At 62.6% G+C, this 25,499-nt stretch carries 19 protein-coding genes; 2 read left to right on the top strand and 17 right to left on the bottom strand.

Going from position 1 to position 25,499, the window contains the following annotated elements; all coding sequences use genetic code 11:
* Positions 1-4: 4 nt before the first annotated feature.
* The 14 genes from BM403_RS27955 to BM403_RS27890 form a co-directional block, all read right to left on the bottom strand.
* A complete protein-coding gene (locus tag BM403_RS27955) occupies positions 5-1,729 on the bottom strand; it encodes a ShlB/FhaC/HecB family hemolysin secretion/activation protein (RefSeq protein WP_012721586.1) in 1,725 nt (574 codons plus the stop codon).
* A gap of 376 nt (positions 1,730-2,105) precedes the next feature.
* On the bottom strand, positions 2,106-2,588 hold the full coding sequence (pgaD, locus tag BM403_RS27950; RefSeq protein ID WP_043204617.1) for a poly-beta-1,6-N-acetyl-D-glucosamine biosynthesis protein PgaD: 483 nt from the start codon (positions 2,586-2,588) through the stop codon (positions 2,106-2,108).
* 2 nt (positions 2,589-2,590) lie between these two features.
* Positions 2,591-3,931: a poly-beta-1,6-N-acetyl-D-glucosamine synthase gene (gene pgaC, locus BM403_RS27945; protein ID WP_012721584.1), complete on the bottom strand. Its 1,341-nt coding sequence runs from the start codon at positions 3,929-3,931 to the stop codon at positions 2,591-2,593.
* Positions 3,932-3,933: 2 nt separating this feature from the next.
* Complete coding sequence (pgaB, locus tag BM403_RS27940) at positions 3,934-5,931, bottom strand: poly-beta-1,6-N-acetyl-D-glucosamine N-deacetylase PgaB (protein ID WP_012721583.1); 1,998 nt, start codon at positions 5,929-5,931, stop codon at positions 3,934-3,936.
* 12 nt (positions 5,932-5,943) lie between these two features.
* Positions 5,944-8,424 (bottom strand): poly-beta-1,6 N-acetyl-D-glucosamine export porin PgaA, encoded by a 2,481-nt coding sequence (gene pgaA, locus BM403_RS27935; protein WP_093546203.1) that lies wholly within the window; start codon positions 8,422-8,424, stop codon positions 5,944-5,946.
* Between the two features lie 300 nt (positions 8,425-8,724).
* Complete coding sequence (locus BM403_RS27930) at positions 8,725-10,221, bottom strand: YdgA family protein (protein WP_012721581.1); 1,497 nt, start codon at positions 10,219-10,221, stop codon at positions 8,725-8,727.
* Positions 10,222-10,367: 146 nt separating this feature from the next.
* Positions 10,368-11,000, bottom strand: coding sequence for a hypothetical protein (locus BM403_RS27925; RefSeq protein ID WP_028615228.1), 633 nt, complete (start codon positions 10,998-11,000; stop codon positions 10,368-10,370).
* Positions 11,001-11,081: 81 nt separating this feature from the next.
* On the bottom strand, positions 11,082-12,524 hold the full coding sequence (locus BM403_RS27920; protein WP_012721579.1) for an efflux transporter outer membrane subunit: 1,443 nt from the start codon (positions 12,522-12,524) through the stop codon (positions 11,082-11,084).
* Positions 12,521-13,411 (bottom strand): efflux RND transporter periplasmic adaptor subunit, encoded by an 891-nt coding sequence (locus BM403_RS27915; protein WP_093546200.1) that lies wholly within the window; start codon positions 13,409-13,411, stop codon positions 12,521-12,523. The genes BM403_RS27920 and BM403_RS27915 overlap by 4 nt, the downstream gene beginning before the upstream one ends.
* On the bottom strand, positions 13,408-13,617 hold the full coding sequence (locus tag BM403_RS27910; protein WP_012721577.1) for a DUF1656 domain-containing protein: 210 nt from the start codon (positions 13,615-13,617) through the stop codon (positions 13,408-13,410). The genes BM403_RS27915 and BM403_RS27910 overlap by 4 nt, the downstream gene beginning before the upstream one ends.
* Positions 13,614-15,692, bottom strand: a complete 2,079-nt coding sequence (locus BM403_RS27905) for an FUSC family protein (RefSeq protein WP_046034556.1) — start codon at positions 15,690-15,692, stop codon at positions 13,614-13,616. Before BM403_RS27905 ends, BM403_RS27910 begins: the two co-directional genes overlap by 4 nt.
* A complete protein-coding gene (locus BM403_RS27900) occupies positions 15,689-16,099 on the bottom strand; it encodes a MarR family winged helix-turn-helix transcriptional regulator (RefSeq protein ID WP_043204616.1) in 411 nt (136 codons plus the stop codon). The genes BM403_RS27905 and BM403_RS27900 overlap by 4 nt, the downstream gene beginning before the upstream one ends.
* 376 nt (positions 16,100-16,475) lie before the next feature.
* A complete protein-coding gene (locus BM403_RS27895; RefSeq protein WP_046034555.1) occupies positions 16,476-16,730 on the bottom strand; it encodes a DUF2789 domain-containing protein in 255 nt (84 codons plus the stop codon).
* A 33-nt stretch (positions 16,731-16,763) separates the two neighbouring features.
* Positions 16,764-18,368, bottom strand: coding sequence for a glycosyltransferase family 39 protein (locus BM403_RS27890; RefSeq protein WP_093546198.1), 1,605 nt, complete (start codon positions 18,366-18,368; stop codon positions 16,764-16,766).
* Between the two features lie 179 nt (positions 18,369-18,547).
* On the opposite strand from BM403_RS27890, the gene BM403_RS27885 reads away from it, so the two are divergent.
* Positions 18,548-20,716, top strand: a complete 2,169-nt coding sequence (locus tag BM403_RS27885; protein ID WP_093546195.1) for a PA5441 family protein — start codon at positions 18,548-18,550, stop codon at positions 20,714-20,716.
* Positions 20,713-21,417, top strand: coding sequence for a DUF3142 domain-containing protein (locus BM403_RS27880; RefSeq protein ID WP_012721571.1), 705 nt, complete (start codon positions 20,713-20,715; stop codon positions 21,415-21,417). Before BM403_RS27885 ends, BM403_RS27880 begins: the two co-directional genes overlap by 4 nt.
* A gap of 25 nt (positions 21,418-21,442) precedes the next feature.
* Here the strand turns inward: BM403_RS27880 and BM403_RS27875 are convergent, their stop codons facing one another.
* Genes BM403_RS27875 through BM403_RS27865 form a run of 3 tightly spaced genes read right to left on the bottom strand, consistent with a single transcriptional unit; the run spans position 21,443 to position 25,494 of the window.
* Positions 21,443-22,888 (bottom strand): efflux transporter outer membrane subunit, encoded by a 1,446-nt coding sequence (locus tag BM403_RS27875; protein ID WP_093546193.1) that lies wholly within the window; start codon positions 22,886-22,888, stop codon positions 21,443-21,445.
* Entirely contained in the window at positions 22,885-23,943 is a 1,059-nt protein-coding gene (locus BM403_RS27870; protein ID WP_012721569.1) for an HlyD family secretion protein, read from the bottom strand. Before BM403_RS27870 ends, BM403_RS27875 begins: the two co-directional genes overlap by 4 nt.
* A 15-nt stretch (positions 23,944-23,958) precedes the next feature.
* Positions 23,959-25,494: an MFS transporter gene (locus BM403_RS27865; RefSeq protein WP_093546191.1), complete on the bottom strand. Its 1,536-nt coding sequence runs from the start codon at positions 25,492-25,494 to the stop codon at positions 23,959-23,961.
* Positions 25,495-25,499: the final 5 nt, after the last annotated feature.

Here is a 25,499-nt window from a genome sequence, read left to right as displayed (position 1 = left end):
TGAATTACAGGTAAAAATCCATGCGGAAATAGATCGGCGCTTCGCGCTCGCTCATCACCGCAGGGCGTTCCAGGGAGTGGGCAAATGTCACGCTGGCGCTGACGTTTTTGCCGCGGGCGAACAGCTCCAAGGAGTTGCTCGAAACCCGCCCATGGAGCGTTTCGTTGTAGCGGTCATTGCGGATCACACCCTGGTCGTAGCCGACACTGGCGCCGTATTCCAGGAACGCCGGGCGCATCCAGTCCCACGTCACCGGGCGGGCCCAGCGAATGTCGTTGCGCCAGTAGCCACCGCTGTCGCCGGTGAGTTGCTGGTCCTTGTAGCCGCGTACCGAGGCCGACCCGCCCAGGCTGATACGCTGGGGGCTGAACAGCACGTCCTCACTGCGCTGCCCGGTGGCCAGGCTGGAAAAACTGAACGACTCACCCCACAGCGTGAAGGGCTGCAGGTAGCTGAGCGTGGCGGTGTATTTGCGGTAGTTCGGCGTGGGCGTGAGGTTGCCCTCGCGATCGCGTTCCTGGTCGTTGCTTTGCGCGTCGAAGGCGCCGATGCCGTTCTGCATACCCAGGTCGAGGTTGACGAAGGCGCTGCCGATACGCCGCCCGTGGTTGATGCCGACCTGGAACTCACTGAGGCGGTTGCTGCTGGGGCCCAGGCGAGTGTCGAGCAAGTAGTTGTTGGTGCGTATATGGGCGAGGCCGACGTTCACCGAGGTCTTGCTCACATCGTCACGATGGATCACACGCTCGGCGCGCAGCTGATGGTTCTGGCTGTCGCCGGACTGCTTGAACTTGAAGCCATCAGCATCGCCGAGGGTGCGGTAGTCGCTTTCGCTGTAGGTGTAACTGAAGTTCCACCAGCCCCATGGCACGTTGTAGTAGAGCATGCTGTTTTTCGAGGTTTTCTGGTGGTCACTCATGGCGTCGTGGCCGCCGCGCAGTATCAGTTGATCGGCCAGGCCGAGGGGGCTGTCCCACTCAAGACCAGCACCCCATTGCTGTTCGCCGGTGCTTTTCTGACCGTCGTTGTTACGCGACAGGCTGGCGCGCCAGGGTTTCTGCGGGGTGTTCTTGACCACCACTTCGCTGCCGCCCACTTGGCTGCCGGGCGTCAGCTCCATCTGCGCCTGCTTGGACGGCAAGCGGCTGAGTTGGTCGACCAGTTGCTCGACTTCGCGCAGGTTGAGCGGCTCACCCACCTTGCCGGGAAAGGCCATCGCCAGTTCGCGGTCGGTGACGGTGCTGCCTGGGCCGCCTTTCACGCCTTCGAGCTTGCCTTCCACCACCAGCACCTGCAGGTGGCCGCTGGAAAGGTCCTGCTGCGGCAGGTAGGCGCGGCTGGTGACACGGCCTTTGGCGATGTAGAAATCAGTGATGACCTTAAGCAGCTCATTGAGCTGCGAGACACCCAGGCATTGGCCCACATAGGGCTTGAGCAGGCGCACGCGGTCCGACGTCGACAGGCTGTCGGCACCCTGCAGTTGGATGTCTTTGATAGGGAAGCAACGGGTGTCGGCAGGCGCGGCCGGGGTCTGGGACTGGGTGCCCTTGCCCGGCAGGTCCTGGAGCTCTTCGAGGCGCCGGCGCTGCTCTTCGAGCAAGCGGTTCTGCCGGTCGCGGATCAGGTCCTGATCCCCGGGCGTAGGGGCGGCCGAGGCGCTGTTCAGGCTCAAATAAGCGAGCAGGAAAGTGCACAGCAGATACCGAGTCCGTGGCAATAACGAAGACATGTTCGATCCGTCGAAAATCAAAGGGCGGCAAACTAACATCGAACTTCCGCCAACTCAAAGAACAGAGCTAGTTGGATATTCGCGCAAGCTAATCACGCAACTTATTGATTAATAACAAGTAAAAATAATCAAATAGGCGAACGGCTTGTAACTGGAAGTATTAATCCGACAAGCGGCAGCACTATTGATCGCGATTCGTCGGAGAACTAACAGATTGCTATTAATTAGCCATCAAGTTCTTGCCGAGATAAGTTAGTACCGAAAACAGCAGAAAAGTTCGCGGCCTTTTTGTGATTTGGATCCCATTTATGGGCTTAAAGCTTATGCCTGTGACGAGCGGGCTTGTGGCAGACACAAAGCCCGCCCGTCACAATACTCAACCGGCGTCTTTGGTCTGGTCCTTGCCAGGCACCAGTGTCAGCCCCGGCTTTTCCACATCGCGGGAGACATGGGATGTCACTTGCGCGACACCGCCGTCCTCGTCGTTATGGATCACCAACACTCCAGGTCGACGCAACTGCTCAAGGTCCCCTTCAGCAAGGCTGAAGCTCTCGCTCAGGTTCTTGTCGGTGAGGGCCTTGGCCTCTGCGCGACGCTGCGCGAACTTGCGCCCCTTGCGTTGCTGGTAGCGGGCCCAGCTGACCAGGATCACAGCGTTGAACAGCGCGATCCACAGGTAGATCTGCAGGGTATTGAGCGCTGCAAAGATCGGCGCTTCAATCCGTGGCCCACCGTGGCTGTCGAGCATCGAGCCGATCCCGCGGGCCAGCAGCCAGATCAACCCGGCCCAGGCCATCAGGGTCAACAGCACATCGATGATCCACATCACGGTACGTTGGCGGGTTCTGACCAGTTTCATGATCACGCCTCCTCTTCAGTGGGTTTAATGCCGCGATCGGGGCTGACCCAGCGCGCACGCTTCTGGTGCTGGTTGAACAGCACCTTGGGAAAGCTGACCAGGGTGGTGAACAAACTGACCAGCCAGAACACCATCGGGTACCACACGGTCCAGAACAGGGTTTTCCACAGGTCTTTCTCGTAGCGGCGGTCGATCAGGATGCTCACCGCAAACTGCAACAGGCACACCATCGCCAGTACCAGCCCGGTAAACGCCGGCGGCATCAGGGAGTCCACGGCAATGGCCTGGGGCAGCGGAATGAACTTGCCCACCCCCCAGAAAATCACCGACAGCAGGAACGTGAACGCCCAACCGGTGGACAGGCAGTATTCGAACAGCAGCGGCCACAGGTAGCGGTGACGCCATTGCCAGATGCCACGGATATTCTTGAACAGCACTTCGGCACCGCCCTGGGCCCAACGCAGGCGCTGTTTCCACAGGCCGCCGACGGTTTCGGGCATCAGGATCCAGCACAGGGCACGCGGCTCGTAGAAGATGCTCCAGTGATCAAGCTGCAGCTTCCAACTGACATCGATGTCCTCGGTGATCATGTCGGTGCTCCAGTAGTCGATACGGTCGAGCGCCTTTTTACGGAACGCTACCACCACACCCGACACCGTGAAGATCCGGCCAAACACCCGTTGTGTCCGCTTGATCAAGCCGATGATCGAAGAGAACTCACCCACTTGCACCCGGCCGATCAAGGTCGAGCGTGTGCGGATCCGTGGGTTGCCGGTCACGGCGCCCAGGCGCGGGTTATCGAGCATCGGCGCAACCAGGTAGGCCGCCGCGTTTTTATCCAGCAACGCATCGCCGTCGATGCACACCAGGTATTCGCTGCGTGCGGCCACGGCCCCCATGCGCAAGGCCACCGCCTTGCCTTGGTTCTGCGCCAGGTGCAGCACGCGCAGGCGCGGGTGCTCCAGTGCCAGTGCGTCGAGCACGGCGGCGGTGTTGTCCTTGGAGCCGTCGTTCACCGCGATCACTTCGATGTTCGGGTACAGCTGGCCCAGCGCCGCATGGATGGTGTCGGCGGCGTTATCCCCTTCGTTGTAGCAAGGGATGATGATCGAGATCAGCGGGTTGCCGGCCAGCGTGGGTGCCGGTGTGTCTTCTTCCCAGGGCCAGTGGCGCTCCCAGTGCAGCCAGAAGTAAACCCCGCCTGCGATCCACAACGCCGACATGAACAGCGGGTAGAAAAACACAAAGTCCATCAGGAACTGCCCGGTGACCAGGAAGATCAGGCCCAGGGGCACGCCCAATACCAATGCCAGCACGAATAAAGCCAGGAGTCTGTCGAACATGGTCAAGGGTTCCATTGGTTGGAAAGGGCCGGACGCACAGTCTTCAGGTCCGGGGAGTTTTCCAGGAAGTTGTCCGGGTAGTAACCGAAACTCGTGACACCCTGGCGCTTGAGTACACCCATCCATTCAGCCATCTGCTTAGCGTCAATATCCGGCGCGGCCTTGGTGCGCCAGTCTTTGGCTTGCAGTTCGAATACCGTGCGCTCCATCGCGCCAGGACGCGCCTTGACCGTCGCCACCAGCTTCTCCAGCCAGGCGTTGGAGGTCTTGTACTCTTGGCCTTCCATCAACGGCATGGCCATGGGCGCGGTCCAGTCGTAGGTCTGGAGGAAGTCATCAAGGTTCTGCGCGAACCAGGCTTCGCTGCCGGGATTGAGCATCGGCTCGGCGAAGATATTGCGCGCGGTCTGCACCTGCGGCCCACCGATGGCGCGGACCTTGGCGGTCAGCTCGTTGGTGAAGTCGATCAGGTAGCGGCTCTTGAAGCGCGTCCAGCGTTGCATCACGGCCGGGTCGGCACGCAGGGCCTCGATCGTATTCGGCAGGCCGTTGGCGGCATACGCCTTGAGCGCGGCCGGGCTGGCGTCTTCGAAGTCGTTGAGCACCGCATCGTCGTGGTACAGCACACCGTCGATGGCGTTGTTGCGCGCCAGGTCTTCATAGATCTCACCAATGATCTTGCGCACCTGCGGGTCAAACGGCGACAGGCGTTTGTATTGGTCGGGGTCGAGGCCGACCTGGCCGGTTTTCGGGTCCCAGCGCGTCACGCGCGGCAGCTTGGGGTCGAGGGCGAAACTGAGCACCGGCATCCAGGCATACACCGCGGCATGGGCACGGGTGTGCAATTGCCAGGAGACGCGGTTGAACAAGTCGGCACGTACCGGCAAGTGACGGTTGGGGAAATACAGTTCATGCACCAGACCATCACCCTTGGGGTCGGCGAAGGCTTGCAGGAACACGGTGCCCGCGCCCATGTCGACGACCCTCTGCACCAGTTGGTCGAGGTTGCGCGCTTGCTGGGCCGGGTCCGGGTCGTAGACGTTGTCCAGGTCCACATGCAGCACGCGCAGCGGTGCCTTGGCTTGCGCCGCGACGATGCTGTTGGCGAAGTGCTCGCCGTCCGGGTCAGAGGCGACCAGGAAGCGCGGGCTGTTCATCAGGTCACTGGAGCTGTCGAGGCCATCTTCCAGGGTCAGGGCCATTTGATAGCCCTGCTCGCCAACGATCGCCAGCGAAGTGCCCTTGGCTGCACCGTAGGGCCATACCCACACCCGTGGTTTCTTGCCCGTGACCTTTTGGATCTTGTTGGAGATTGCCACCACATCGGCACGCATGCGCGCATCGAACTGCGCTTGGCTTTCATAACGGCCCGTGGCCGGATCAAAGCGCAGCGAGGTTGCCGCCGGCTCCAAGTTGCCCTGGGGGTTGGCGAGGATGCCGGTGTGGCTGGCATCGGTGTGCGCCGCAATTTCCACCAGGCCCGACTGGGACACTTCGCGGATCTGCTGCCAGGTAAGAAACTCTCCACGCGGCCGTGGTTGGCCGGCAAAGTCCACCGGTTTGTCCATCGGCGTATCGATCCAGTAGCCCACCGGCGCCAACAACGCCGGCCAGTGATAGGCGCGCAGGATCGGCATCACCCGTGTGTAGAAGCTGGAATAACCGTCATCGAAGCTGAGCATGATGGCTTTGGGTGGCAGCGGCCGCCCACCGTTGCGGGCTGCCAGGATCTGGTCGACGCTGACCGCCTGGTAGCCGTTCTCGCGCAGCCAGGCCAGCTGTTCGATCAAACGTTCGGTACGCACCGCCACCACCGCCTGATCGGGGTCGCGATCCTCGACGTCGTGGTAGGCAATGCCCAGGAAATGGTTTTTCGGCCACGGCGCTTCGTTGGCCGGGGTCGGCCGCTCGGCGGGTGGAGTAAAGGGTGCGGGTTGCTGGGCGCAGGCACTGGCCAGCATTACGCCCAGGATCAACAGGCAACGGCTGAGGACGGTCATGGTCAGGCTCTTCTAGAAACGGTAAGTGAGGTCGACGAGCAGACGCAGATCGCGTTCGCGATCACCGTCATAAGGTCGGCTGATCAGGCTCAGGTTGGCGCCGGCTTCCAGGACATCGTTCCAGCGAAAGCGTTGGCCGTAGCCCACCAGACCGATGCCACCGGTGGAATAATCCCGCTGGCTATACGTACCCGCACCGACCTGGAACTGCTGACTCCACTGGGTCTCGTAGCGGTGATAGAGCACATGGTTGATGTTGAGGACAGGCAACACGGTGAAGTCCGACTTCGGGTTGAAGTACACCGTGTCTTCCTTGCTGTTGCGGCTGGCGCCGACTTCCAGGCCCAGGTCCACTTGCACTTTCGACGAGCTGTAGAGGCCTTCACGGCCGCTGAGCAAGGCTTCGAAACGGTCGTTGCCATCGCTGAAATGGGACGGGCTGAGGGTCAGTTTCCATTCGCGGCTTTCATTGGCACGCCAGCGGATGAAACCGCTGCCGCCGTTGGCCGTGACGCCGTCATTCAACGCCCGCAGCGGGGTGGTGGACAGGAGGTAGCCAAGGCTGCCGCCGTATTGCCAGTTGTCGTTGATGTCGCGGGCAATCGACACGGCAGCGCCTTGTTTTGAGCCATCACCGTAGGAGTGGTTGGACACCTCGGCTTCAATGGTCATGTCACGGGTGCGCCGCTCTACGCCGACCACCTGCCAACGATGCTGGCCGGTGCCCTCTTCGAAATCGGCGCGGGCATAGCCGGCACCGGCGAACAGGCGCCAGTCTTCGTCGATGGGCGGCGTGTAGAGGCGGCTTTCGATACCCCAGTCACGGCTGCCGGAAACGGCACCCGCATCGCCGTCGTTGCCACCGCCGAAGCTTTTACCGGTGTAGGCCTCGACCCGTAGCTCGGCCATATCATGCACATCGCGAAGGCGACTGAGGCGCTGCACCTGGCGGTTGTCCGGGTTGCGCGCGACCACGTCATCGGTCAGCACATCGAGTTGGCGCCACTCCTGCAAGTCCATGGCGGTGTAGGCCTGGCTCACTTCCAGGCCAATGTCGCGCGGGGCCTGGGCTTCGGTTTCCTTGAGAAGGCCTTCGGCGCGCCGTGGCCAATCACGGGCGCGGTACATGTCGGCCTGGGCCAGGCGCAAGCCGACATTGCCCGGGGCTTTTGCCACCAGCGCTTCCAGGCCGGCCTCGCTGCCTGGCAGGTCACCGCCGAAAACGCCGGCCTGGGCTGACAGTTGTTGCGCGTCCATCCACGCATCGCTGGGGTTGCCGACAGGCAAGCCCTTGAGTTCGACTCGAGGGCTTTGGTTCTTGGCGAGGTTGTTGGCGACTTCGCGGGCGTCGTCGGCTTTATCGCTTTCCTGCAAGGCGTAGAACAACGCCGTGGTGTCTTCGACCCGATCATCAGGCTCGGCGTCGGGGGCGCTCAACGCCTGGCGGTACAACGGTTCGGCTTTTTCCGGCTGACGCTGGTCGAGATAGGATGCCGCCACCCAACGCACAGCGTAGGTGGGCAATTGCACACCCTCGGCCTTGAGGGTTTCGTACTCGCGAATCACGTCAGCGGTGCGTGCCCGTGCCTTGAGCGCGCCCAGGCGGTCGATGCGCCAGGTCAGCACGTCGTCATGGGCCTTAGCGTCCGGGGTCCAGCGGGCGAGGAGTTGGTCGTAGCCCTGCAAGGCACGATCAGCGATGACATAGCGTTCTTTCTCGGAGCGCGTGGCGAACTCGGCCATGCGCACGCGCTCGGCCGCCAGGTCACCTTCCAGGCGACGCTGAGTGACGGGGTCAACAAGCCCCGGACGCTGGGCCGACAGGCGCAATGCAGGCTCCGGTAAACGCGCCTTTTGCAGGGCGACGATGTATTCGCGGGCCACTTCCGGTTTGTCGCCGGCGCGGATAAACGCCTGGTCGAATTCATGCAGCGCATCGAACTGCAAGCCCGCGCGAGTCAGCGCGTAGCCCAGCGCCATGCGCCGGTTGGGGTCATCGGGCTTGGCGGCCACCAAGGCGCGGGTGCGCTGCACCGCTTCGCTGGCCTTACCACCGTCAGCCTGGGTAAGGGCCAGGCCCAATTGCAGGTCGACATTATTCGGTTCACGCAGCAGCGCCTTGCGATAGACCGCCTCGGCCTGCGCCCACTGCTTCTGGTTGCGATAGGTACGCGCAACCGTGGCCAGCGCCTGGGCAGTCAAGTTGCGGTTCTGACCCTGCGCCTCGTACACCTTCAGCACTTCGGCATCCTGGCCGGCCCAACCGGCGATCACCAGGTGATCGCTGATCTGGCCTGGCGTCTGGCGCTCGGCAGGCAATTGGCGCAATTGGGTCAGGGCGGGGGTGAAGTTGCCGTTGCGCGCCTGGATGATCAGGGCGTCATAGGCCGTGTCGGCCATGGCAAAGGTGGGCATCAGCAACTGGCTGCACAAGGTTACCCCGATGAGCAGCCGTAACCGGCCTGAGGCACTGAGTGGAATGTTTCGCAGCATATCGTGAGCTTCCTTACACACGGAAAGCTGTAACGATAGGTGGTCCTGAGCGATTTGCATCAGGGCGTCGGCGTCTCGTGACCCGACCTAGCTTTCCTGTATGAACTATCCCCGACGCCTGTATCGAAATGCACAAATCAGCACAATTGTTCAGAATTGCGCGACAAATCTGAAATACGAATGGGGGAGCGGACTTGCCTACGATAACGGGTCACACGCCGGCGGGAGCGCCGACAGTTTGACCCGTATCGCGGGCAATCCCGCTCCCCCATTATTTATTTCTGGGCGATGGCGAAATCTTTACTGCGCGCCGCCAACCGCACCGACTTTGGACATCACGAAGCCAATGAATTGCTCAACGGTCATCTTCTGGCCATTGAAGGTCACTTCATTGTTGGCGTAATGCAGCTTGGAGACCACGTCGCTGCCCACCAGGGTCGCCAGCTGCGTGCCGACGGCCATGCCGCTGACCATTTCGCTGGCCATCTGGGATTGCTGCTCGATGGCTTTAGGGTCGGTCACACCGCCGACCTGTGCTTGCAGCGCGGCAACGTCAGCGATCATCGGCTTGGACAGGGTCAGGTTGGCGTCCAGCAGCGAGACCATTTGCTTGCCCAGTTCAACCGGCGGCAGTTCCAGGGTGGTCGGCTTGGCCAGGTCCAGCACCAGGTTGAACTTGCTTTCACCGTGGGTGGTTTTCAGCGACAGGTTTTCCAGCGCCAGGTGCGGCTTGGCGGCCAGCATCTGGTTGACGTTGGCTTGGGCCAGCGCTTGCTCGGCTTCGGTCAGCTGCAGCTCGGGCACCGGTTGGCCGGCGGCGGCAGCGGCTTGCACCGGCTGCATCTTGTCCTGGTACAGCTTGGTCAGCACCAGGCCCGACGGGACATCGATGTTTTTCAAGCTCAGGGCCATGGCGGCGGAACCGACCGGTTTGCCCTGGTAGCCGATCTCGTCGATCTTGTAGTCAACGCGGCCGGACATGGTGTTGTCTTTGACTTCACTGGCGTCTTTTTGCTCGAAGCCCTTGAGGGTCAGCACGGCTTTCTGCGGGCCGAAGGTGAGCTTGGCGTCGCTCAGCTCTACAGTGTTCTGCCCGGTGTAGAAGCCGAAAGTGGATTTCTCCAGGTTGCTGGCCACGGTCAGGCCAGCGAGTTCAGCGTCGAATGGCGCGCCATTGGCGTCGATCACGGCCAGCTTGAGGCTGTTCATGTAGCCGTCAACCTTGACCTTCTTGCCTTCGGCGGTGCTGTCAAAATCCAGGTTCAGGCCGGAGAAGTTGACCGAGCCCGTCGCGTCCTTGAACTCCAGCGGCAGCAGTTCGAGATTGCCGTTCACCGAACGGCTGTAGCCGATATTGGCCACGCCTTTGAGTGGCGACAGGTCTTTGGCGGCGGCGAACCATTTCTCGGTGGTGGCGTTCTTTTCCAGTTCGTAGTGACTGGTGGCCATGACCGGCAGCCATTTCAGCGATACCAGGCGCGAGAATGGCAGCGGGCCGTGTTCGATATGGTCGACAATCAGCAGCTCGGGGTTCGGGTTCTGCTCGCCGAAGAACGAGCCCTGGCCTTTGAGGCGGTAGTGCGCGGTACTACTGAACAGGCCACGGTCCAGGGACACCAGCTCCAGTGCAACGGTGCCGTCGATGCCGGCCATGGAACGTTGCAGTTCCTTGTTGGCGTCCTGAACCGCCGTTTGCAACACCGGCTCCAGTTGCTTACCGGTGTACCAGGCACCGCCCGCACTGACGACGCCGACGGCGACAACAAAACCCAAAAGAACGACTGCTGGCTTATTCATGAAGTGACCTGATCAAATCCTGTGAGAAGTGGGCTGTCTTCCTTGAACCCCAAGGGGATTGGCTCAAGCCCGCCGAAAACGGGGGAAGATTAGCACTGGCGGCCACAAACGGCCCAGCCTTTCAGAGGGATCAGTTCAACAGGAGTTCAGGAGTACTCCAGCTCAATTTCATCCAGTTGGTGGTCGAAACTCTTCAAGCGCGCCGTCCAGGTGTACACCAACACCTCAAACTCGCGGTGTATCACGGCATTACCGGGGGTGTCGGCCTTGGGGTCGCAGAAGTCGAGCTGGTAGCGCTCGCGGGCCATCTGGGTGGCCACGTCGGACAATTCCCGCGCGTTATTCAGCCAGTGCCTGCCGTCAGCAACCTGCTGATCAAGCGCCACACACTGTTTTTTCAGGACTTCGAGGCTTTTTTCCAGGGGCGTGCCGGTGAGGTCGCCCATGACTTCCTGGAACGTGCGCCCCGGCTGCCAATAGCTGCCCCAGAAATAGCGGTCGAACACGGTTTCGACCCGACGCAGCGCAACCTTGGTATCCCAGATGGCTACGCGGGTCTTGCCTTGTTCGAGGAGTTTTTTCTTCACCCGTTGATTTTGGTAGGAGGCCCAGGCCACGACGCCGATGGACAGGGTGCCGATCACCAGGCAGGCGCTGTCGAGAAATACCATCGCCTTGTCGAGTTGATGAGCCAGCATGACGCCGTAGAAGTAAGTCGCCGATAACAATACCAGTGCGAAACACACGCACCAGAAAGCGGGAGCATAAGGGTTTTTCATTATTGGAATCCCCATGAGCAAACGCGAGCAGTGTCAGGCGAATCGTCACGGCGATCCGCCTGTCAAAGCATAGCTATTCGCTCAGGGTTTGCCGGGCTGTGACGCTTGCGTTCGTCCGCTTTCCCAGCCGCCGCCCAGTGCCAGGAACAGATCGATCTGGCTCATGGCGACCTGGGTGTTGGCCGCCGCCAGCTGCGCGCGCACATCGGTGTAGGTGCGGGTGGCTTGCAGGTCGGCCAGGAAAGACGCGCGACCCGCCTGGAAAAAGCGATGGGTCTGCCCCGCCGCTTCCTTGGCTGACTCGCCCGCTTCGGCCAGGGCGTCGCGGCGTTGCAGCTGCGCGGTGTATTGCGCAAGGCCGGTCTGGGTTTCGCGGATGGCGTTGAGCACCACGCCGTCAAAGTGCGCGAGGGCGCCCTGGGTGGCGGCTTCAGCTTCGTGGATGCGGGCGCGTGCGCCGTTGGTCGGCACTGTCCAACTGATCATCGGGCCAAAGCCCCAGCGATTGGTGGCCGGTGTGCCGAGGTTATCGAGCAGACCGACGGTGCCCACAGTGGCACCGATACTGATATCCGGGTAAAGCGCCCCCGTGGCCACGCCAATACGCGCGGTGGCAGCGGCCAGTTGCCGTTCGGCCTGACGCACATCGGGACGGCGCTTGAGCAGCGTCGCGCCGTCGCCCACCGGCAACAATTGGGCGATGTGCGGTAATTCGGCGCAAGTGCCGGTGCCCGCCGGCAGTTGGTCCAGCGGCTTGGCGAGCAGCATCGACAGGCGGAACAAGCCGGCCTGGCGCAGCGCCTGGTAGCGCGGCATGTCGGCGCGCAAGGATTTGTATTGGGTCTGCGAGCGCGTCACCTGGGTTTCATCACCGCGCCCGGCGTCGCGCAGGCGCTGGGTCAGCTTAGTGCTCTGGGCCTGCAGGTCGAGGGACTCGTTGGCAATCGCCAGCTCTTCATTGGCCGCACAGACCTGGGTGTAGGAGCGCACTACATCCGCCACCAGGGTGATGCGCGCGATATCGGCGGCGGCTTGCGCGGCATCCGCACTGGCCTGGGCGCTTTCGATTCCGCGCTGCAGGGTGCCGAACAAATCGAATTGGTAAGAGGTGGTGATGCCGACGCTGCCAATATTGCCCACCGGTACTTTTTCCGACAGCAAAAAGGCCTCACCGGACTCTTGCAGGCGCTGGGCTTCGGCCTTGGCGCCGACGCTCCAGCCTCCGGCAGATTCGGCTTGCTGGGTTTGATAGCGCGCGCGCTGCAAGTTGGCGGCCGCCACGCGCAGGTCGGTGTTGGAGGCCATGGCCTGGCGCACCAGCTCATCCAGGCGCGGGTCCTTGTAGAGTTTCCACCAGTCGGCCGGCACCGGCGCCGAGACCACGTTGTGGCCCTCGCCCGCGAGTTGCCCTTGCAGGTCACCACGGTTGATGGCGGACTTTTCCGGCAGCGTGTAATCCGGCCCCACGACTTGGCAGGCCGACAGCAACACCCCCAGGGCAGCGGTTGCCAGCAGCTGCTTCATGGCTTGGCTCCGTTGTCGACCTTATCGCCGATGATCGACACCGTCGCCGTGCGCCCGGCGATCATGCGGAAGTCCGCCGGTACATCGTCAAAGGCAATGCGCACCGGAATCCGCTGGGCCAGGCGCACCCAGCTGAACGCCGGGTTGACGTTGGGCAACAGATTGGAGCCGCTGCTGCGGTCGCGGTCTTCGATACCGGCGACGATGCTCTGCACATGGCCACGCAGACGGGCGTTGTCGCCGATCACACGGATATCCACGCTCATGCCGACATGGATGCCGTCGAGCTTGGTCTCTTCGAAATAACCGTCGATATGGAAGGAATTGCTGTCCACCACCGACAGCACCGGGCGCCCGGCGGTGACGAACTCCTGCGCGCGCGGCGCACGGTCGTTGACGTAGCCGTCCACCGGGCTGCGGATCACCGAGCGGTCGAGGTTGAGCTGGGCGGAATCCACCGTCACCTGGGCCTCGGCCAAGGCTGACTGGGCGCGGGCGACACGCGACTGGCTTTCTTCCAGTTGCTCGCTGGGCACCAGGTTGCCAAGGCCACGGTTACGCTTGTACTCGCGCAGGGCCTGGGCCAGGGTTTCCTGGCGGTCGGCCACGGCGGCCTGGGCTTGGCGCAGGGCCAGCTTGAAGCGGTCCTGGTCGACAGCAAACAGCACCTGGCCCTTGGTCACCAACTGGTTATCGCGCACGTCCACGCGCTGGATCAGCCCGGAGACGTCCGGGGCGATCTGCACGATGTCGGCCCGGATGTGGCCGTCACGGGTCCAGGGGGCAAACATGTAGTACATGACCATGCGCCACACTACGACGACCGCAAACGTCACGATCAACAGCGTGAGGACTACACGGCCGATGGTCAAAAAAGGTTTTTTCATGTCATCAGGTATCGACTGAGTGAGTCCACCGCGCCCAGCAACAGCGCGTAGAGCCCCACATTGAACAATGCCCGGTGCCAGACCAGGCGATAGAAGTGGACGCGGGTCAACAACCCGTGCACCACCAGGAACAACACATACGTAATGCCCATCAGCACCAGCAGCGTGGGCAGGAACACCCCGCTGATATCCAGATCACCGATCATAAAGGCGCTCCATCAGGCAGCGGCGCTTCCATCTCGGTGCCGCCAATAAATTCCACGCCCGGCAGCAGCGACAAGCGCAGCCCGGCCAGCGCGTGTAGCAGGTGCAGGCGCGTGTCGTGTTCGTCTTGCAGGCCCTGGCCGTTGAGGGCGCGGCGCGTGCGGTCCAGGGTCATCAGCAGACCGCTGGGCGCGGGCAAGCGTTCACCCGCCTTGAGGCAGGCCTTGAAGTACCCCCCCACGCCTTCCACCACTTGGTTGAGCAGCACCCGTGGCACGCCGAGGATGCGCGGCGAGTAGGCCAGCAGGTCGAGCAGGTTCAGCGCCACACGCAAATCGCGCAGGGCGGTGCCGGTGTCCTGGTTGATCAGGGCCAGGCGCGGCAGGTGTTGCATCAGGCGGTCGAGCATTTGCACGGCCATGTGCCGGTGTTCGGCGAGGGTCGCCGGCTCGGTGAGGCTGACGATGTCGCGCCAGCTGAAACGGGTCAGGCGCTTGGCCGCCAATTCAGCGCCGAAGGGCCGCGCGATCAACGTCCACACAAAGGCGAACAGCAGGCCCACTGGCCCCGCCAGGTTGACGTTGGCGAAGTTGAGAAAGTCCGCGTCGTAGGCACCCTGGATGCTGATGAACGACGAGGTATTCACCAGCGTCAGCAGCATGCCCAGGTAAAAGCGCGGCTGCACCGTGAGCGTGCCGATGCAGATAAACGGCACGGCAAACGCCAGCACCAGCATCGGGAAGTCATGCAGGTTGGGCAGCACCAGGAACAGGTACAGGCTGGCGAACAGCACCGACATGGCGGTCCAGAAAAAGAACCGGTAAATCTGCGGCGCCGGGTCGTCCATCGTTGCGAAAAAGCTGCAGGCGACGGCGGCCAGGATCACTGCGCTGCCGCCGTCGGTCCAACCGAGCAGGATCCACAGCACCGAGGCGACGATGATCGCGGTGACGGTGGAAAACGCCGAGTAGAACATCAAGCCACGGTCGAGGAACGGCGTGAGCCGGCCCAAGCGCCAGTGGCGGTAGACGGCGCGCCAAGTGTCCTGGCTCTCGCACTGGATGGCGGCTTGCAGGCTGCGGCAGTCTTGCCACAAGTCGATCCATTCGCCCAGGCGGTACAGCGCGTTGGAAAACAGCAGCGTGTGACGGTCGTCCAGCGCTTCGCCTTGGGGTTGGGCGGCGTCGACCTGGTCGCGCAGCACGCGCCAGCGCTCAAGAGGCGCGGTGTCGGTAGTCCTTTCCAGCCAGGCGTTGGCGGCTTCCAGCAACGGCGCGAGCTGATCGACAAACTCTGGTGCGCGGTGTTCGATGGCGTACACCGCATCATCCAGGGCATCGATCACCGGCAGCAGGTGAATCATGCGCCCGCGCAATTCCTTGGTATTGCGTACCGTCTGTGGCCGTGCGCCTTCGTGCGGCAATTGGCCGATCATCAATTCAAGGGTGTTGAAAGTGGCGACCATCCCGCCGCGCAGTGTGCTGATTTCCTCAGGCTCGACGTTGCGCGTGAGGAAGCGCTGGCTGTAGACCTGCGCGTCGGCAAACCATTTGGCTACCGAGCCATCGAACACCGGCATCAACCGGCGCGGCCAGAACATTGCGCCCACCACCGCTGCGACTGCGATGCCGAGGAAGATTTCTTCAGTGCGCGCTTCGGCCACGTCCCAGACCGCCAGGGGGTTATCCACCACCGGCAAGGCGATCAGCGGCAAGGTGTAGCCGGCCAGCATCAGGGCGTAATTGTTGGCGGTGCGCAGGTGCATGGAGAGGAACAGCAAGGTGCCCGTCCACAGGGCAATCACCACCACCAGCAGGTAGGGCGACTGCACGAACATCGGCACAAAGATCACCGCCGCCGCCGCCCCCATGAACGTGCCGATGGCACGGTAGAGCGCTTTGGAACTGGTAGGGCCGACAAACGGGCTGGACACGATATACACCGTGGCCATCGCCCAATACGGACGCGGCATTTGCATGAGCATGGCGATGTACAGGGCAATCATCGAGGCCGCGAAGGTACGGACCCCGTAGAACCAATCACGGGCGGGCGGGAAACCGGTAAAAAATCCGTTCAAAGCGACGCCGCCTCGAAAGCACGCAGCACACGCAGCGCGGCTTCCAGATCGCTGGGGGCGATATCCGCCAGCACGTCCTTGCGCAGGCGCACCAGTTGCACTTCCACCGCATGCACCAGTTCACGACCGCGCTCGGTGAGGCTCAGGGACTTGGCGCGACGGTCGTGAACGTCTTCGGTACGGCACACGTAGCCGTCGGAACACAGCCGGTCGAGCAGGCGCACCAGCGACGGGCTTTCCATCCCCGACGCCTGGGCCACTTTGACCTGGTGCACCCCGTCACCCAGGCGGCCGATCATCAACAGCGGCACGGCGCAAGCTTCGGAGATGCCATAGCTCACCAGCGTGGTCTGGCAGATTTTGCGCCAGTTACGGGCGCCCACCACCATGCTGCTGCTGAGGTTCATCTGGAGTTGTTCGAGGGATTGAGGCACTGGATAGTTCGCATACAGTTAGTTTGCTAACTATCAATATGGTGGATGGATCCAAATGCGTCAAGTTTTGAAACAATTTTGCGGATGGGTGGTGAGAGTCAGTAAAGCTGGTTTTAGCGTGGGGGTAGGATTTACCGCATACCGAATGTGGGAGGGGCTTGCTCCCGATTTCGCAGTTTCAGTCAATACAAGGTTGACTGATTGACCGCTATCGGGAGCAAGCCCCCTCCCACATTTAGATCAGTGCTGGCTTCAGGATTGGTGTTCGGCCTGGCCACCAAGCCCGGACCTCAGGAAAAGTTTACTAACGCGGTAAAAGACCGGATTTTTTCAACTTTTGCCCTTTCTGCTAAGTCTTTTGCACCCCTCGCCCGCCCCGCAACATCAAGTTCAATTCATCCACCACTTCTGCCCAATCTGCATCCTCCAGAATTTCCTCGCGCAAAAATGCCTGTTGGCTGTCGGTCCAAAAGAACGCATCCGCCAGTTTCAGCTCCGGCTTGAGGGGCGAATGAGTCGTGACAAACTGCTCGATACTCACCGGGTCATCCGGCAGACCCAGCTGTTTGAACAGTGACGGCAAGCTATGCACGGGCGATTCCATGACGGACTCCTGTTAGAAAAGCGTTAACCCAGTCTAGCGGCAGCCCTCGGGTTGCGCCGACGGCACGTTGCACAACACGAACAACCGCGCCCTCGCACCGCCGCCATCCTGGCGACTGAGTTCGCGCCAGCCTTCGGGCAGCGGGGCGAAGTCGTCCGGGGCTTCGTTGCTGCTGATCAGCCACACGCGGCGGGTTTCGGCGGGCAGTGCCGACAGGTGGTCGAGGTAGATGCGTCCGCCGTCCTGGTCCACCAGGGTGCCGAAGCCGTAGGCATTCGGCCGGGTGGGCGTGCCGTCGGGTTTGGGCGGGGTGTAGAGCTGCAGTTGAGCGTCGGTCTGGTCGTAATACACGTAGCTGAGGTACCACATCATGTCGCTGAGGACGATGCGGTCGTCTTCCTGGTAATTGCGGTTGACGAACTCCACCGGCACGTTGAACTGGTCGTGCTCATCCACGGTGAAATTGTTCTTAAGCCCCACCAGTTCCACGCCGACAAACAGGACGAACAACGCCGCCCCCAGCAGTGCAAACCGTGATGGCAGGCGGTCGATGGCCATCGCCCAAAGGATCGGCAAGCCCAGGGCATACACCGTCAGGTAGCGTTCGATAAACACCGGGGAAATAAACGACACGCCGTAGACCAATAACAACGGCAGCAAGAAAAACAGCGCCAGCAAGCGGGCCGGTCGATGACGCTCGCGATCACGCCAGGCCGTGATGACGACGACAGCCAGCAGCAACAGCGGAAACAGCCAGAACAGCGGTGCCCAGAAGCCAACGCCTTCATCCTGCAGCACGAATTGCCAGATCATCGAGGGCAGGGAGAACAGGTTGACCGGTTCTTCCCAGCCGATGTCGCCCCCCACCTTGAGCTGGTCGACGTGCTGTACCAGGTCCAGCAGGTTCGGCAGCCACGGCAGGTACACCAGCACAATCGTTGTGTTCGCCACCCACCAGGCCGGGCGCGTGATCAGGCGTTGGCCTCGCGGCGCCGTGCCACCCAGCACGCCCAGGTAAGCCCAATGCACCAGCACGCACAACGCAGTGAAGTAATGGGTGTAGAAACCGGCACTCATCAATACGACATAGGCCGCCAGATAGCGCGTGCGCTCGGGTTGGCGCACCCAGTACACCAGCGCCAGCGTGGCGCCCAGCAACCACACCCCCAGCAGCGAATACATGCGCACTTCCTGGCTGTAACGCACCGCTGTCGGCAACAGCGCCAGCAGGATCCCCGCCAGTACCGCCGCCCGGCGCGTGGACAGTTGCCGGGTCAGCCAGACGCCCAGGCCCACGACCACCACACCGGGAATGGCGCTCATGCCGCGTATCGACCAGATACTGTCGCCGAACAGCTCGATCCAGCCGCGCAGCAGGAAAAAATACAGCGGCGGATGCACGTCGTGCGCCGCGTGGAACCACAGGTCGGCCAAGGCGTATTCGCTGAGCAGCAGGCTCGAGCCTTCGTCGCCCCAGATCGCCGCCGCCGTCAGGTTGTAAAAACGCAGAATCATAGCCAGCGCCAGGATCGGCACCCACCAGAGTCGGCTGATCCAACCGGCGCCTTCCCACGTCAGGCGGTTGAGTGCGGGTAACGTCCCGACCTTTTCGTTTTGTTCTACCACAGACCGACGCACCTCGATTCCCCTACCACTGCCTTGATTGCTCACGCATAAACACCGCCACTCTAGGACAAAAGATCCAGGCTGGCTGCTGGAATCGGACAAATCAGCAAATTGTGCAGGGCGTCTCCGAAGCAACCGTAGGAACACGCTATTATTGCCCCCCTCCACGGACTCAGGATCAAGGACACGTCATGCGCATCGGTTTTCTGTCACCCCTGGCACTGGCACTGCTCGCAGGCCTTTCCCAACACGCCCAGGCCAGCTCCGACGACTCGTGCTACCCCGACTGGCGGGTGGCACGTGACAGCCTCGACGCGTGCAGCAACCTGCCCTTCCTCAGCCCGGGCAACGACAGCCGCGTCAATCTGCGCCTGTTGCTGGCCGACAAAAAGGCTGCGCCGTTGGCGCCCAACGCCTTGAGCGAAGATGACCTGTCCCAGGGCTTTGGCCCGGTGCCCTTCCCGGTCTATCGCCTGGCCCCCATTCCCAGCACAAACGAAGAACCCGACAACGCCCCGGACGACTCACACACCGCCGAACTCGACACACTGCTGCAGCCCTTGGGCATCAAGCGCGACGAGTACAAAACCGCTGGCGAAGCATTCCTCAATGGCGAAGGCAGCCGCTGCCGCAGCAACGACGATGACAGCGCCACCGCGTTTATCCGCCAGGTGATCAAGGCCGACGTGCCGGCGGCCGAACGCGAGCTGCTGGTAAAGGCGCGCTTGCAGCTGCTCACGTCCTGTTCGTGGGAGGGCCAAGTGGTGGACGCCCAGCAGATCCAGTCCAGCGAAGGCCAACTGTTGCGCACTTACCTGCAAGCCGCGGCCGACTTCTACAGTGGTCGCTTCAGTGACGCCGAACGGGGGTTTGCCGCCGCCAGCAGCAGCAACGTGCCGTGGCTGAAGGAAACCGCGCTGTACATGACCGCGCGTACCTCACTGAACCAGGCCCAGGCCGAAGCCTTCGACGAATACGGCATGCCGCGCCTCGAGCATGTGGATAAGTCTGCCCTGAGCGAGGCTGAGGAAGGTTTCCTCAACTACCTGAAAACTTATCCACAGGGCGATTACGTCGCTTCCGCCCGTGGCCTATTGCGCCGGGTCTATTGGTTGGCCGGTGACAACACCAAACTCGCCGAGGCCTACGCCTGGGCGATGACCCAGGCCACTGACGCGCAGCGCAATGTGTCGGTGGATGAATTGGTGGAGGAAGCTGACCTCAAGCTGTTGATGGTCAACAGCGAGACCGTCACCACACCGATGATCCAGTTTGTCAGTGACCTGATGGTGATGCGCGGCGGCAACCAGCCGGCCCTCTCCCGCGCCGACCTGGAGAAGCAAAAAGCCGCATTCGCCAGTGCGCCGGAACTGCATGACTACCTGCTGGCGGTCAATGCGCTGTACAGCGAGCATCAACCGGACGCTGCCTTGAAGCTATTGCCCCAAACCGTACCGTCGAGCCTGAATTACTTCGCCTTCAGCCAGCAGACCCTGCGCGCCCTCGCCCTGGAAGCCAAGCAAGACTGGAAAGGTGCCGAAGCGCTCTGGCTGCAACTGCTGCCGCTGGCGAAACTGCCGCTGCAACGCGACCAGTTGGAATTGGCCCTGGCCATGAACTACGAGCGCAGCGGCCAGTTGGCCAAGGTATTCGCCGCCGACTCGCCGATCAGCGCCAAGCCGGTGCGCTACATCCTGCTGCGCAACGTTGCAGGTCCTGAGTTGCTGCGCCAGCAGATCGCCCAGGCCAGCGACCCGCTGGAACGCCAGACCGCACAATTCGTGCTGCTCTACAAAGACCTGCTGCGCGGCCAGTTCGCGACCTTTGCCGAGGACCTCAAGCAACTGCCCGCCCAGCCTTCGGAAGACAAACTGGGCACCAGCCTGGGCTACGTCTACAGCGCCGGCCAAACCTTGAAGCTGTTCCAGTGGAATGGCGACAAGGCCGAATCCGGCTACGCCTGCCCGAGCATTGCGCAAACCGCCGCGACCTTGCAGGCCGATGCCAAAAACCCACAGGGCCTGAACTGTCTGGGTGAGTTCATCCTGCGCAACGGCCTGGACGGCATGCCACTGGAACAGGCACGCGCCGCCGGCAGCCTGGGCAGCACTGCGTCGGACTTCAAGGGAGAAACCTTCTCGCGCCTGGACGGCTACAAACAGGTGATCGGCAACGCCAAGGCGCCTAAGAATGATCGCGCCTATGCGCTGTTTCGCGCGATCAACTGCTATGGGCCATCGGGCTACAACAGTTGCGGCGGCGTTGATGTGGAGCCGGCCGTGCGCAAGGCATGGTTCCGTCAGTTGAAAACCGGCTTCGCCGACACCCAGTGGGGCAAGTCCCTGCAGTACTACTGGTGAAGCACCTGTGGCTAGGCTTGCTGTTACTGGCAAGCCCGGCCTTCGGCGCCGTTGACGCCCGTGACTATGACGCCTTCTGGCTGTGGAGTGGCGTCACCCCTCAACCGGTGCTCAAGCAGGCCAAGACCCTGTATATCCTCCAGGGTCAGATCAACGCCACCCGCCGCGCGCCGGGTCGTGGCGTGCAGATGATCGCCCAAGGCATCAGCGTGCCACGCCTCACCCAGGGCGACATCTGGATCGTCTACCGCGCCCACACCCTGCGCTGGCCGGAACAGGTCTACACACAACTGCTAGGGCAAGTGCAACGCTGGCGCGATGCGGGCAACCCGGTGGTCGGTATCCAGATCGACTTCGATGCGCGTACCCAATACCTGCACGAATATGCCGAGTTCCTGCGCGACCTGCGCCAGCGTTTGCCTGCCGAGTTGCGCCTGAGCATCACCGGCTTGATGGACTGGAGCAGCAACGCCGACCCGGCGGCCATCGCCCAGCTCAAGGGCGTGGTGGATGAAGTGGTGGTGCAGACGTACCAAGGCCGCCACAGCATCCCGGATTACGCGGCGTACTTGCCACGCATGGATCGGCTGGGGCTGCCGTTCAAGATTGGCTTGATTCAGGGCGGAGAGTGGCAAGCACCGGGGTATTTGAAGGACAGCGAATGGTTTCGAGGCTACGTGGTGTTTTTGCAAAACCCTTGATGCGTTCAATCTGTAGCTTTGCCGTTCAGCGCCCAGCGGTTTGCAGCGGATACACCGATTCCCAGCCTCCGCCCAACGCTTTGTACAGGCCAACCATGGCCAGGGACACGCCGGTCGAGCTTTCCACCCATTGCTCTTGCGTGGCCAGCAGCGCGCTCTGCACAGTGAGCACGTTGACGAAATCCACCACGCCTTCCACGTACTGCTGCTGCGCGGTGCTCAGGGCAATCTGGTTCTGCCGCACGGCTTCGGCGAGGCTGTCGCGGCGCAATTGGCTGGCGTTGTAGCGGGTCAACTGGTCGTCGATCTCATGCCAGGCCCGCAGCACGGTTTGCTGGTACGCGAGCGCCGCTTCCTGTTGTTGGGCTTCGCGCAGGTTCACCATGCCTTGCAGGCGTCCGCCGTTGAACAGCGGCAAGCTGAACTGCGGCCCGAAGGCAAAAGCGCGGGAGCCCCAGGAACCGAGATCCGAGAGTTGCATGGCCTGGGAGCCGAGGCTGCCGGACAAGGTGATGCGCGGGTAGAAGTCGCCTTTGGCAACGCCGATGCTGGCGGTGGCGGCGTGCAGGCGGGCTTCGGCCTGGCGGATGTCCGGGCGGCGCTCGGCCAGTTCCGACGGCAGGCCAATCGCAACCTGGCGCTGGGTTTGCGGCACGGCGGCGTCCTTGGACAACTGCGCATGCAGGGCCTGCGGCGGCTCGCCCATCAACAGGCTGAGGGCATTGATCAGTTGGTCCTGACGCTGTTGCAGATCCGGCAGACGCGCTTCGATGGCCGCGACCTGGGCGGCGGCTTCGGCGACGTCCAGGTCGGTCGCCACGCCATCGGCCAGGCGCAACTGTGACAGCTTGAGGCTGTGGCGGGCGACGTCGAGGTTCTGCTCGGTGACGGCGCGGGTGTTCTGTACGCCGCGCAGTTGGATGTAGTCCTGGGCGGTCTCGGCGAGTACCGACAACAGCACAGCGCGGCGGTCGTCTTCGGCGACTTGCAGGGTGGCGTCAGCGGCTTCGGTTTCGCGTTTCACACGGCCCCAGAAGTCCAACTCCCAAGAGGCAGAAAAGCCCATGTCCCACTGGTTGAACGCCGAACGACCGTTATTGCCGGACGGGTCGCTTAGGCCTTTGCCGCTGTTGCGTTGGCGCAGGTAATCAGCGTTGGCGTTGACGTTGGGATATCGCTCGGCCGTGGTCACCTGGCGTACGGCACGGCTTTGTTGCAGGCGACTGCTGGCCAGTTTCAGGTCAAGGTTATCGGTGAGCGCGCGACGGGTGAGGGCCGAGAGTTGCGCGTCGTGAAACACATCCCACCAGCGCTCCTGCAAGGGATCGCTGACGGCACGGCTGGTCGCCTGACGACCCTGGGGCTCGTTCCATTGCGACACTGGCAGGCTCTGGGGCTTGTGGAAGTCCGGGCCGACCGTGCAGGCACTCAGGCTGATAAGGCTCAAGGTGAGCCAGGCAATTCGCTTCATTGCTGGGCCACCTCACGCTGCTGCGCAACGGGCTGGGTGTCGACGCTGGCTTCCACCGACATGCCAACCCGCAGGCGTTCGGTGAGTGCCTGGTTGGGTTCGAGGACGATCTTCACCGGAATCCGCTGCACGACCTTGGTGAAGTTGCCGGTGGCGTTGTCGGGTTTGACCGAGGCGAACGTCACGCCCGTCGCAGGCGCGAGGCTTTCCAGATGGCCGTTGAGCAACTCACCGTCGAGGCTGTCGACGCGCACCTGCACGGCCTGGCCGGCGTGCATATGGGAAAGCTGGGTTTCCTGGAAGTTGGCCACCACGTACGCCTCTTCCAGCGGCACCACCGCGAGGATCTTGCTGCCCGGCGTCACATACGCGCCAACGCGCACCGCACGTTCGCCGACCATGCCATCCACCGGCGCGACGATGCGCGTGTAGGACAGTTGATAACTGGCCAATTCCAGCGCGGCCTGGGCACGCTTGAGCCCACCTTCGGCGGCATCGCGCTGGGCGGTGAGGATCTCCACTTGCTTGCGTTCGGCCGCCAGCACCGCCGTCGCGTTCGCCAGGCGCGCGGTGGCCTGGTCGATGCGGGTCTTGGCTTGCTGGGCGTTCTGCACGGTGCCGGCGCCTACACCGGCGAGGTGGTTGTAGCGATTGAGTTCGTGTTCGGCAAAAGCCACTTCGGCGCGGTCCGCTGCGACGGTGGCCTGGGCCTGGGCGATCACCGAGCTTTGGCGCTCGAGGGTGGCAGTGGCATTTTTCAGTTGGGCCTGGGCGACCAACGTATCAGCGTCGGCAGCCTGGGCGGCGGCGCGGAAATCGCGGTCGTCGATCAGCGCCAACAGTTGCCCGGCCTTGACGCGCTGGTTGTCCTCCACCAGCACCTCTTTGATGAAGCCCGCCACGCGCGGCGCCACCAGGGTGAAGTCAGCGGCGACGAAGGCGTCGTTGGTGGTCTGGCGCTTGCTGCCGAGCACGCCCGGCGCGACCAGGTACACCAGCACGCCGACGGCGAATACCGCGATAACGGAGACCGCAATTTTGTCTTTGCGTTTCATGAGCAGTCCTTTCAATCAAGTCGGTGCACGAGGCGGGAAAATCCGCCTGGGCATCCAGAAAATCAGCAGGATCAACGCCGCCGCGACTGCGGCCATGACGTAATAGAGATCCGAAGAGGTCAGCACCACGGCCTGCTCGTGCAGACGGTGCGCCAAGCCCGGCGCGTCGCCGTTGGCAAGGGGTGAGTTGCCCAGGCGGTCCACCAGCAGGGTCGAGTGGAAGTGCAGGCGTTGGGTGGTCAAGGTGTCGAGCACGCCGGTGGCAATCACGGCGGCCAGGCCTTTGATGGTGTTGAACCAGGCCGAGGCGAACGGGCCGTCCGTTGGCTGGATGCTGCCGGTGGAGAGCATCAGCAGCGGCAACACGGCCATCGGTTGTCCGAAAATTTGCAGCAGGTACAGGCCGTAGAAGTCATCGCGAATCCAGGCCGAGGTCAGGTGCGCACTGCCCACGCAGCACAGCACCAGCATCCCCAGGCCGATCCCGAGCACCCAGCGGCAATCGACCCAGCGCAGGTTGCACAGCGCCGCCACCAGCGGCAGCGCGATCAATTGCGGGATCGCCATCAACAGCATCACCGGCGCGGTTTGCAGCGGACGGTACCCCTGGACCTGGGCGAGAAAACTCGACGGGATGATGATCACCGAGGTCAGCACCATCAGCACGCCCGCCAGCACAATCAGGGCGAACGACAGGTTGCGCAGCCCGAGCATCTGCAATTTGAAAAACGGCATCGGGTGCGACCACTCGTTCACCATGAACAGCACCAACAACACGCTGCCACCCGACAGCAGGAAGGTGATCAGGCCCGACTCGAACCAGTCCAGGCGATTGCCTTGCAGGATGCCGATCACCAGCATGCAGATCGCCGGGAAGCCCAGCAGCAGGCCGCGCCAGTTGAACTGCTTGAAGCGCTCCAGGCGCAGCGGGTCCTGCGGCAGCCCGTAGGCCACGGCGGCCATGGCCAGCAGACACGGCGCAACGATCTGCCAGAACGCCCACTGCCAGCCGACGTACTCGGTCCACAGTGCCGCCAACGGCGTGCCCAGGCTCGGGCCGAAGGTGGCGGTGAGGGCGTAGCCGGCCAGGCCGTACAGCTTGACGTTGGCCGGCAGGAAGCGCAGCGCCACGGTCATCAGCATCGGCGGCAGCGCACCACCGGCCAGGCCTTGCACGGTGCGCAGCAGCAGCAGGCTTTCGTAGTTCGGCGCGAACGGACACAGGATCCCCAGCACCGTAAATACTCCGATCGCCCAGAGGGTGAAGCGGCGCAGGGAAAAAGTCACCGAACACCAGGGTGCAAAGGCCATGGCTGATACCGAGGTGGCGGTGTAGGCCGCGACCAGCCAGGTGCCTTCGTCAAACCCGATGTACAGCGCGCCGCGAATATCGGCGAGGGCCACTTTGGTGACCATCTCGTTGAGACCGGAGACCAGCACCGCCAGCAACACGCCAACCAGCCCGATGATGATGCGCGGGCCGAACACGGGCGGGGTCATGGCAGTGGGCTTGGCTGCCGCCGCAAGGGTGGGTGCAGCGAGGGACGTCATGAACA

Source organism: Pseudomonas sp. OV546, from assembly GCF_900116845.1.
Classification (GTDB): Bacteria; Pseudomonadota; Gammaproteobacteria; order Pseudomonadales; family Pseudomonadaceae; genus Aquipseudomonas; species Aquipseudomonas petroselini.
The sequence above is the reverse complement of the archived record's forward strand: the minus strand, read 5'-3'. Positions and strand labels throughout refer to the sequence as shown.

What these genes read in the sequence shown, in the direction of transcription:
- BM403_RS27955 (WP_012721586.1), bottom strand. Translation starts at nt 1,729, where the DNA reads ATGTCTTCGTTATTGCCACGGACTCGGTATCTGCTGTGCACTTTCCTG.
- pgaD (WP_043204617.1), bottom strand. Translation starts at nt 2,588, where the DNA reads ATGAAACTGGTCAGAACCCGCCAACGTACCGTGATGTGGATCATCGAT.
- pgaC (WP_012721584.1), bottom strand. Translation starts at nt 3,931, where the DNA reads ATGTTCGACAGACTCCTGGCTTTATTCGTGCTGGCATTGGTATTGGGC.
- pgaB (WP_012721583.1), bottom strand. Translation starts at nt 5,931, where the DNA reads ATGACCGTCCTCAGCCGTTGCCTGTTGATCCTGGGCGTAATGCTGGCC.
- pgaA (WP_093546203.1), bottom strand. Translation starts at nt 8,424, where the DNA reads ATGCTGCGAAACATTCCACTCAGTGCCTCAGGCCGGTTACGGCTGCTC.
- BM403_RS27930 (WP_012721581.1), bottom strand. Translation starts at nt 10,221, where the DNA reads ATGAATAAGCCAGCAGTCGTTCTTTTGGGTTTTGTTGTCGCCGTCGGC.
- BM403_RS27925 (WP_028615228.1), bottom strand. Translation starts at nt 11,000, where the DNA reads ATGAAAAACCCTTATGCTCCCGCTTTCTGGTGCGTGTGTTTCGCACTG.
- BM403_RS27920 (WP_012721579.1), bottom strand. Translation starts at nt 12,524, where the DNA reads ATGAAGCAGCTGCTGGCAACCGCTGCCCTGGGGGTGTTGCTGTCGGCC.
- BM403_RS27915 (WP_093546200.1), bottom strand. Translation starts at nt 13,411, where the DNA reads ATGAAAAAACCTTTTTTGACCATCGGCCGTGTAGTCCTCACGCTGTTG.
- BM403_RS27910 (WP_012721577.1), bottom strand. Translation starts at nt 13,617, where the DNA reads ATGATCGGTGATCTGGATATCAGCGGGGTGTTCCTGCCCACGCTGCTG.
- BM403_RS27900 (WP_043204616.1), bottom strand. Translation starts at nt 16,099, where the DNA reads ATGAACCTCAGCAGCAGCATGGTGGTGGGCGCCCGTAACTGGCGCAAA.
- BM403_RS27895 (WP_046034555.1), bottom strand. Translation starts at nt 16,730, where the DNA reads ATGGAATCGCCCGTGCATAGCTTGCCGTCACTGTTCAAACAGCTGGGT.
- BM403_RS27885 (WP_093546195.1), top strand. Translation starts at nt 18,548, where the DNA reads ATGCGCATCGGTTTTCTGTCACCCCTGGCACTGGCACTGCTCGCAGGC.
- BM403_RS27875 (WP_093546193.1), bottom strand. Translation starts at nt 22,888, where the DNA reads ATGAAGCGAATTGCCTGGCTCACCTTGAGCCTTATCAGCCTGAGTGCC.
- BM403_RS27870 (WP_012721569.1), bottom strand. Translation starts at nt 23,943, where the DNA reads ATGAAACGCAAAGACAAAATTGCGGTCTCCGTTATCGCGGTATTCGCC.
- BM403_RS27865 (WP_093546191.1), bottom strand. Translation starts at nt 25,494, where the DNA reads ATGACGTCCCTCGCTGCACCCACCCTTGCGGCGGCAGCCAAGCCCACT.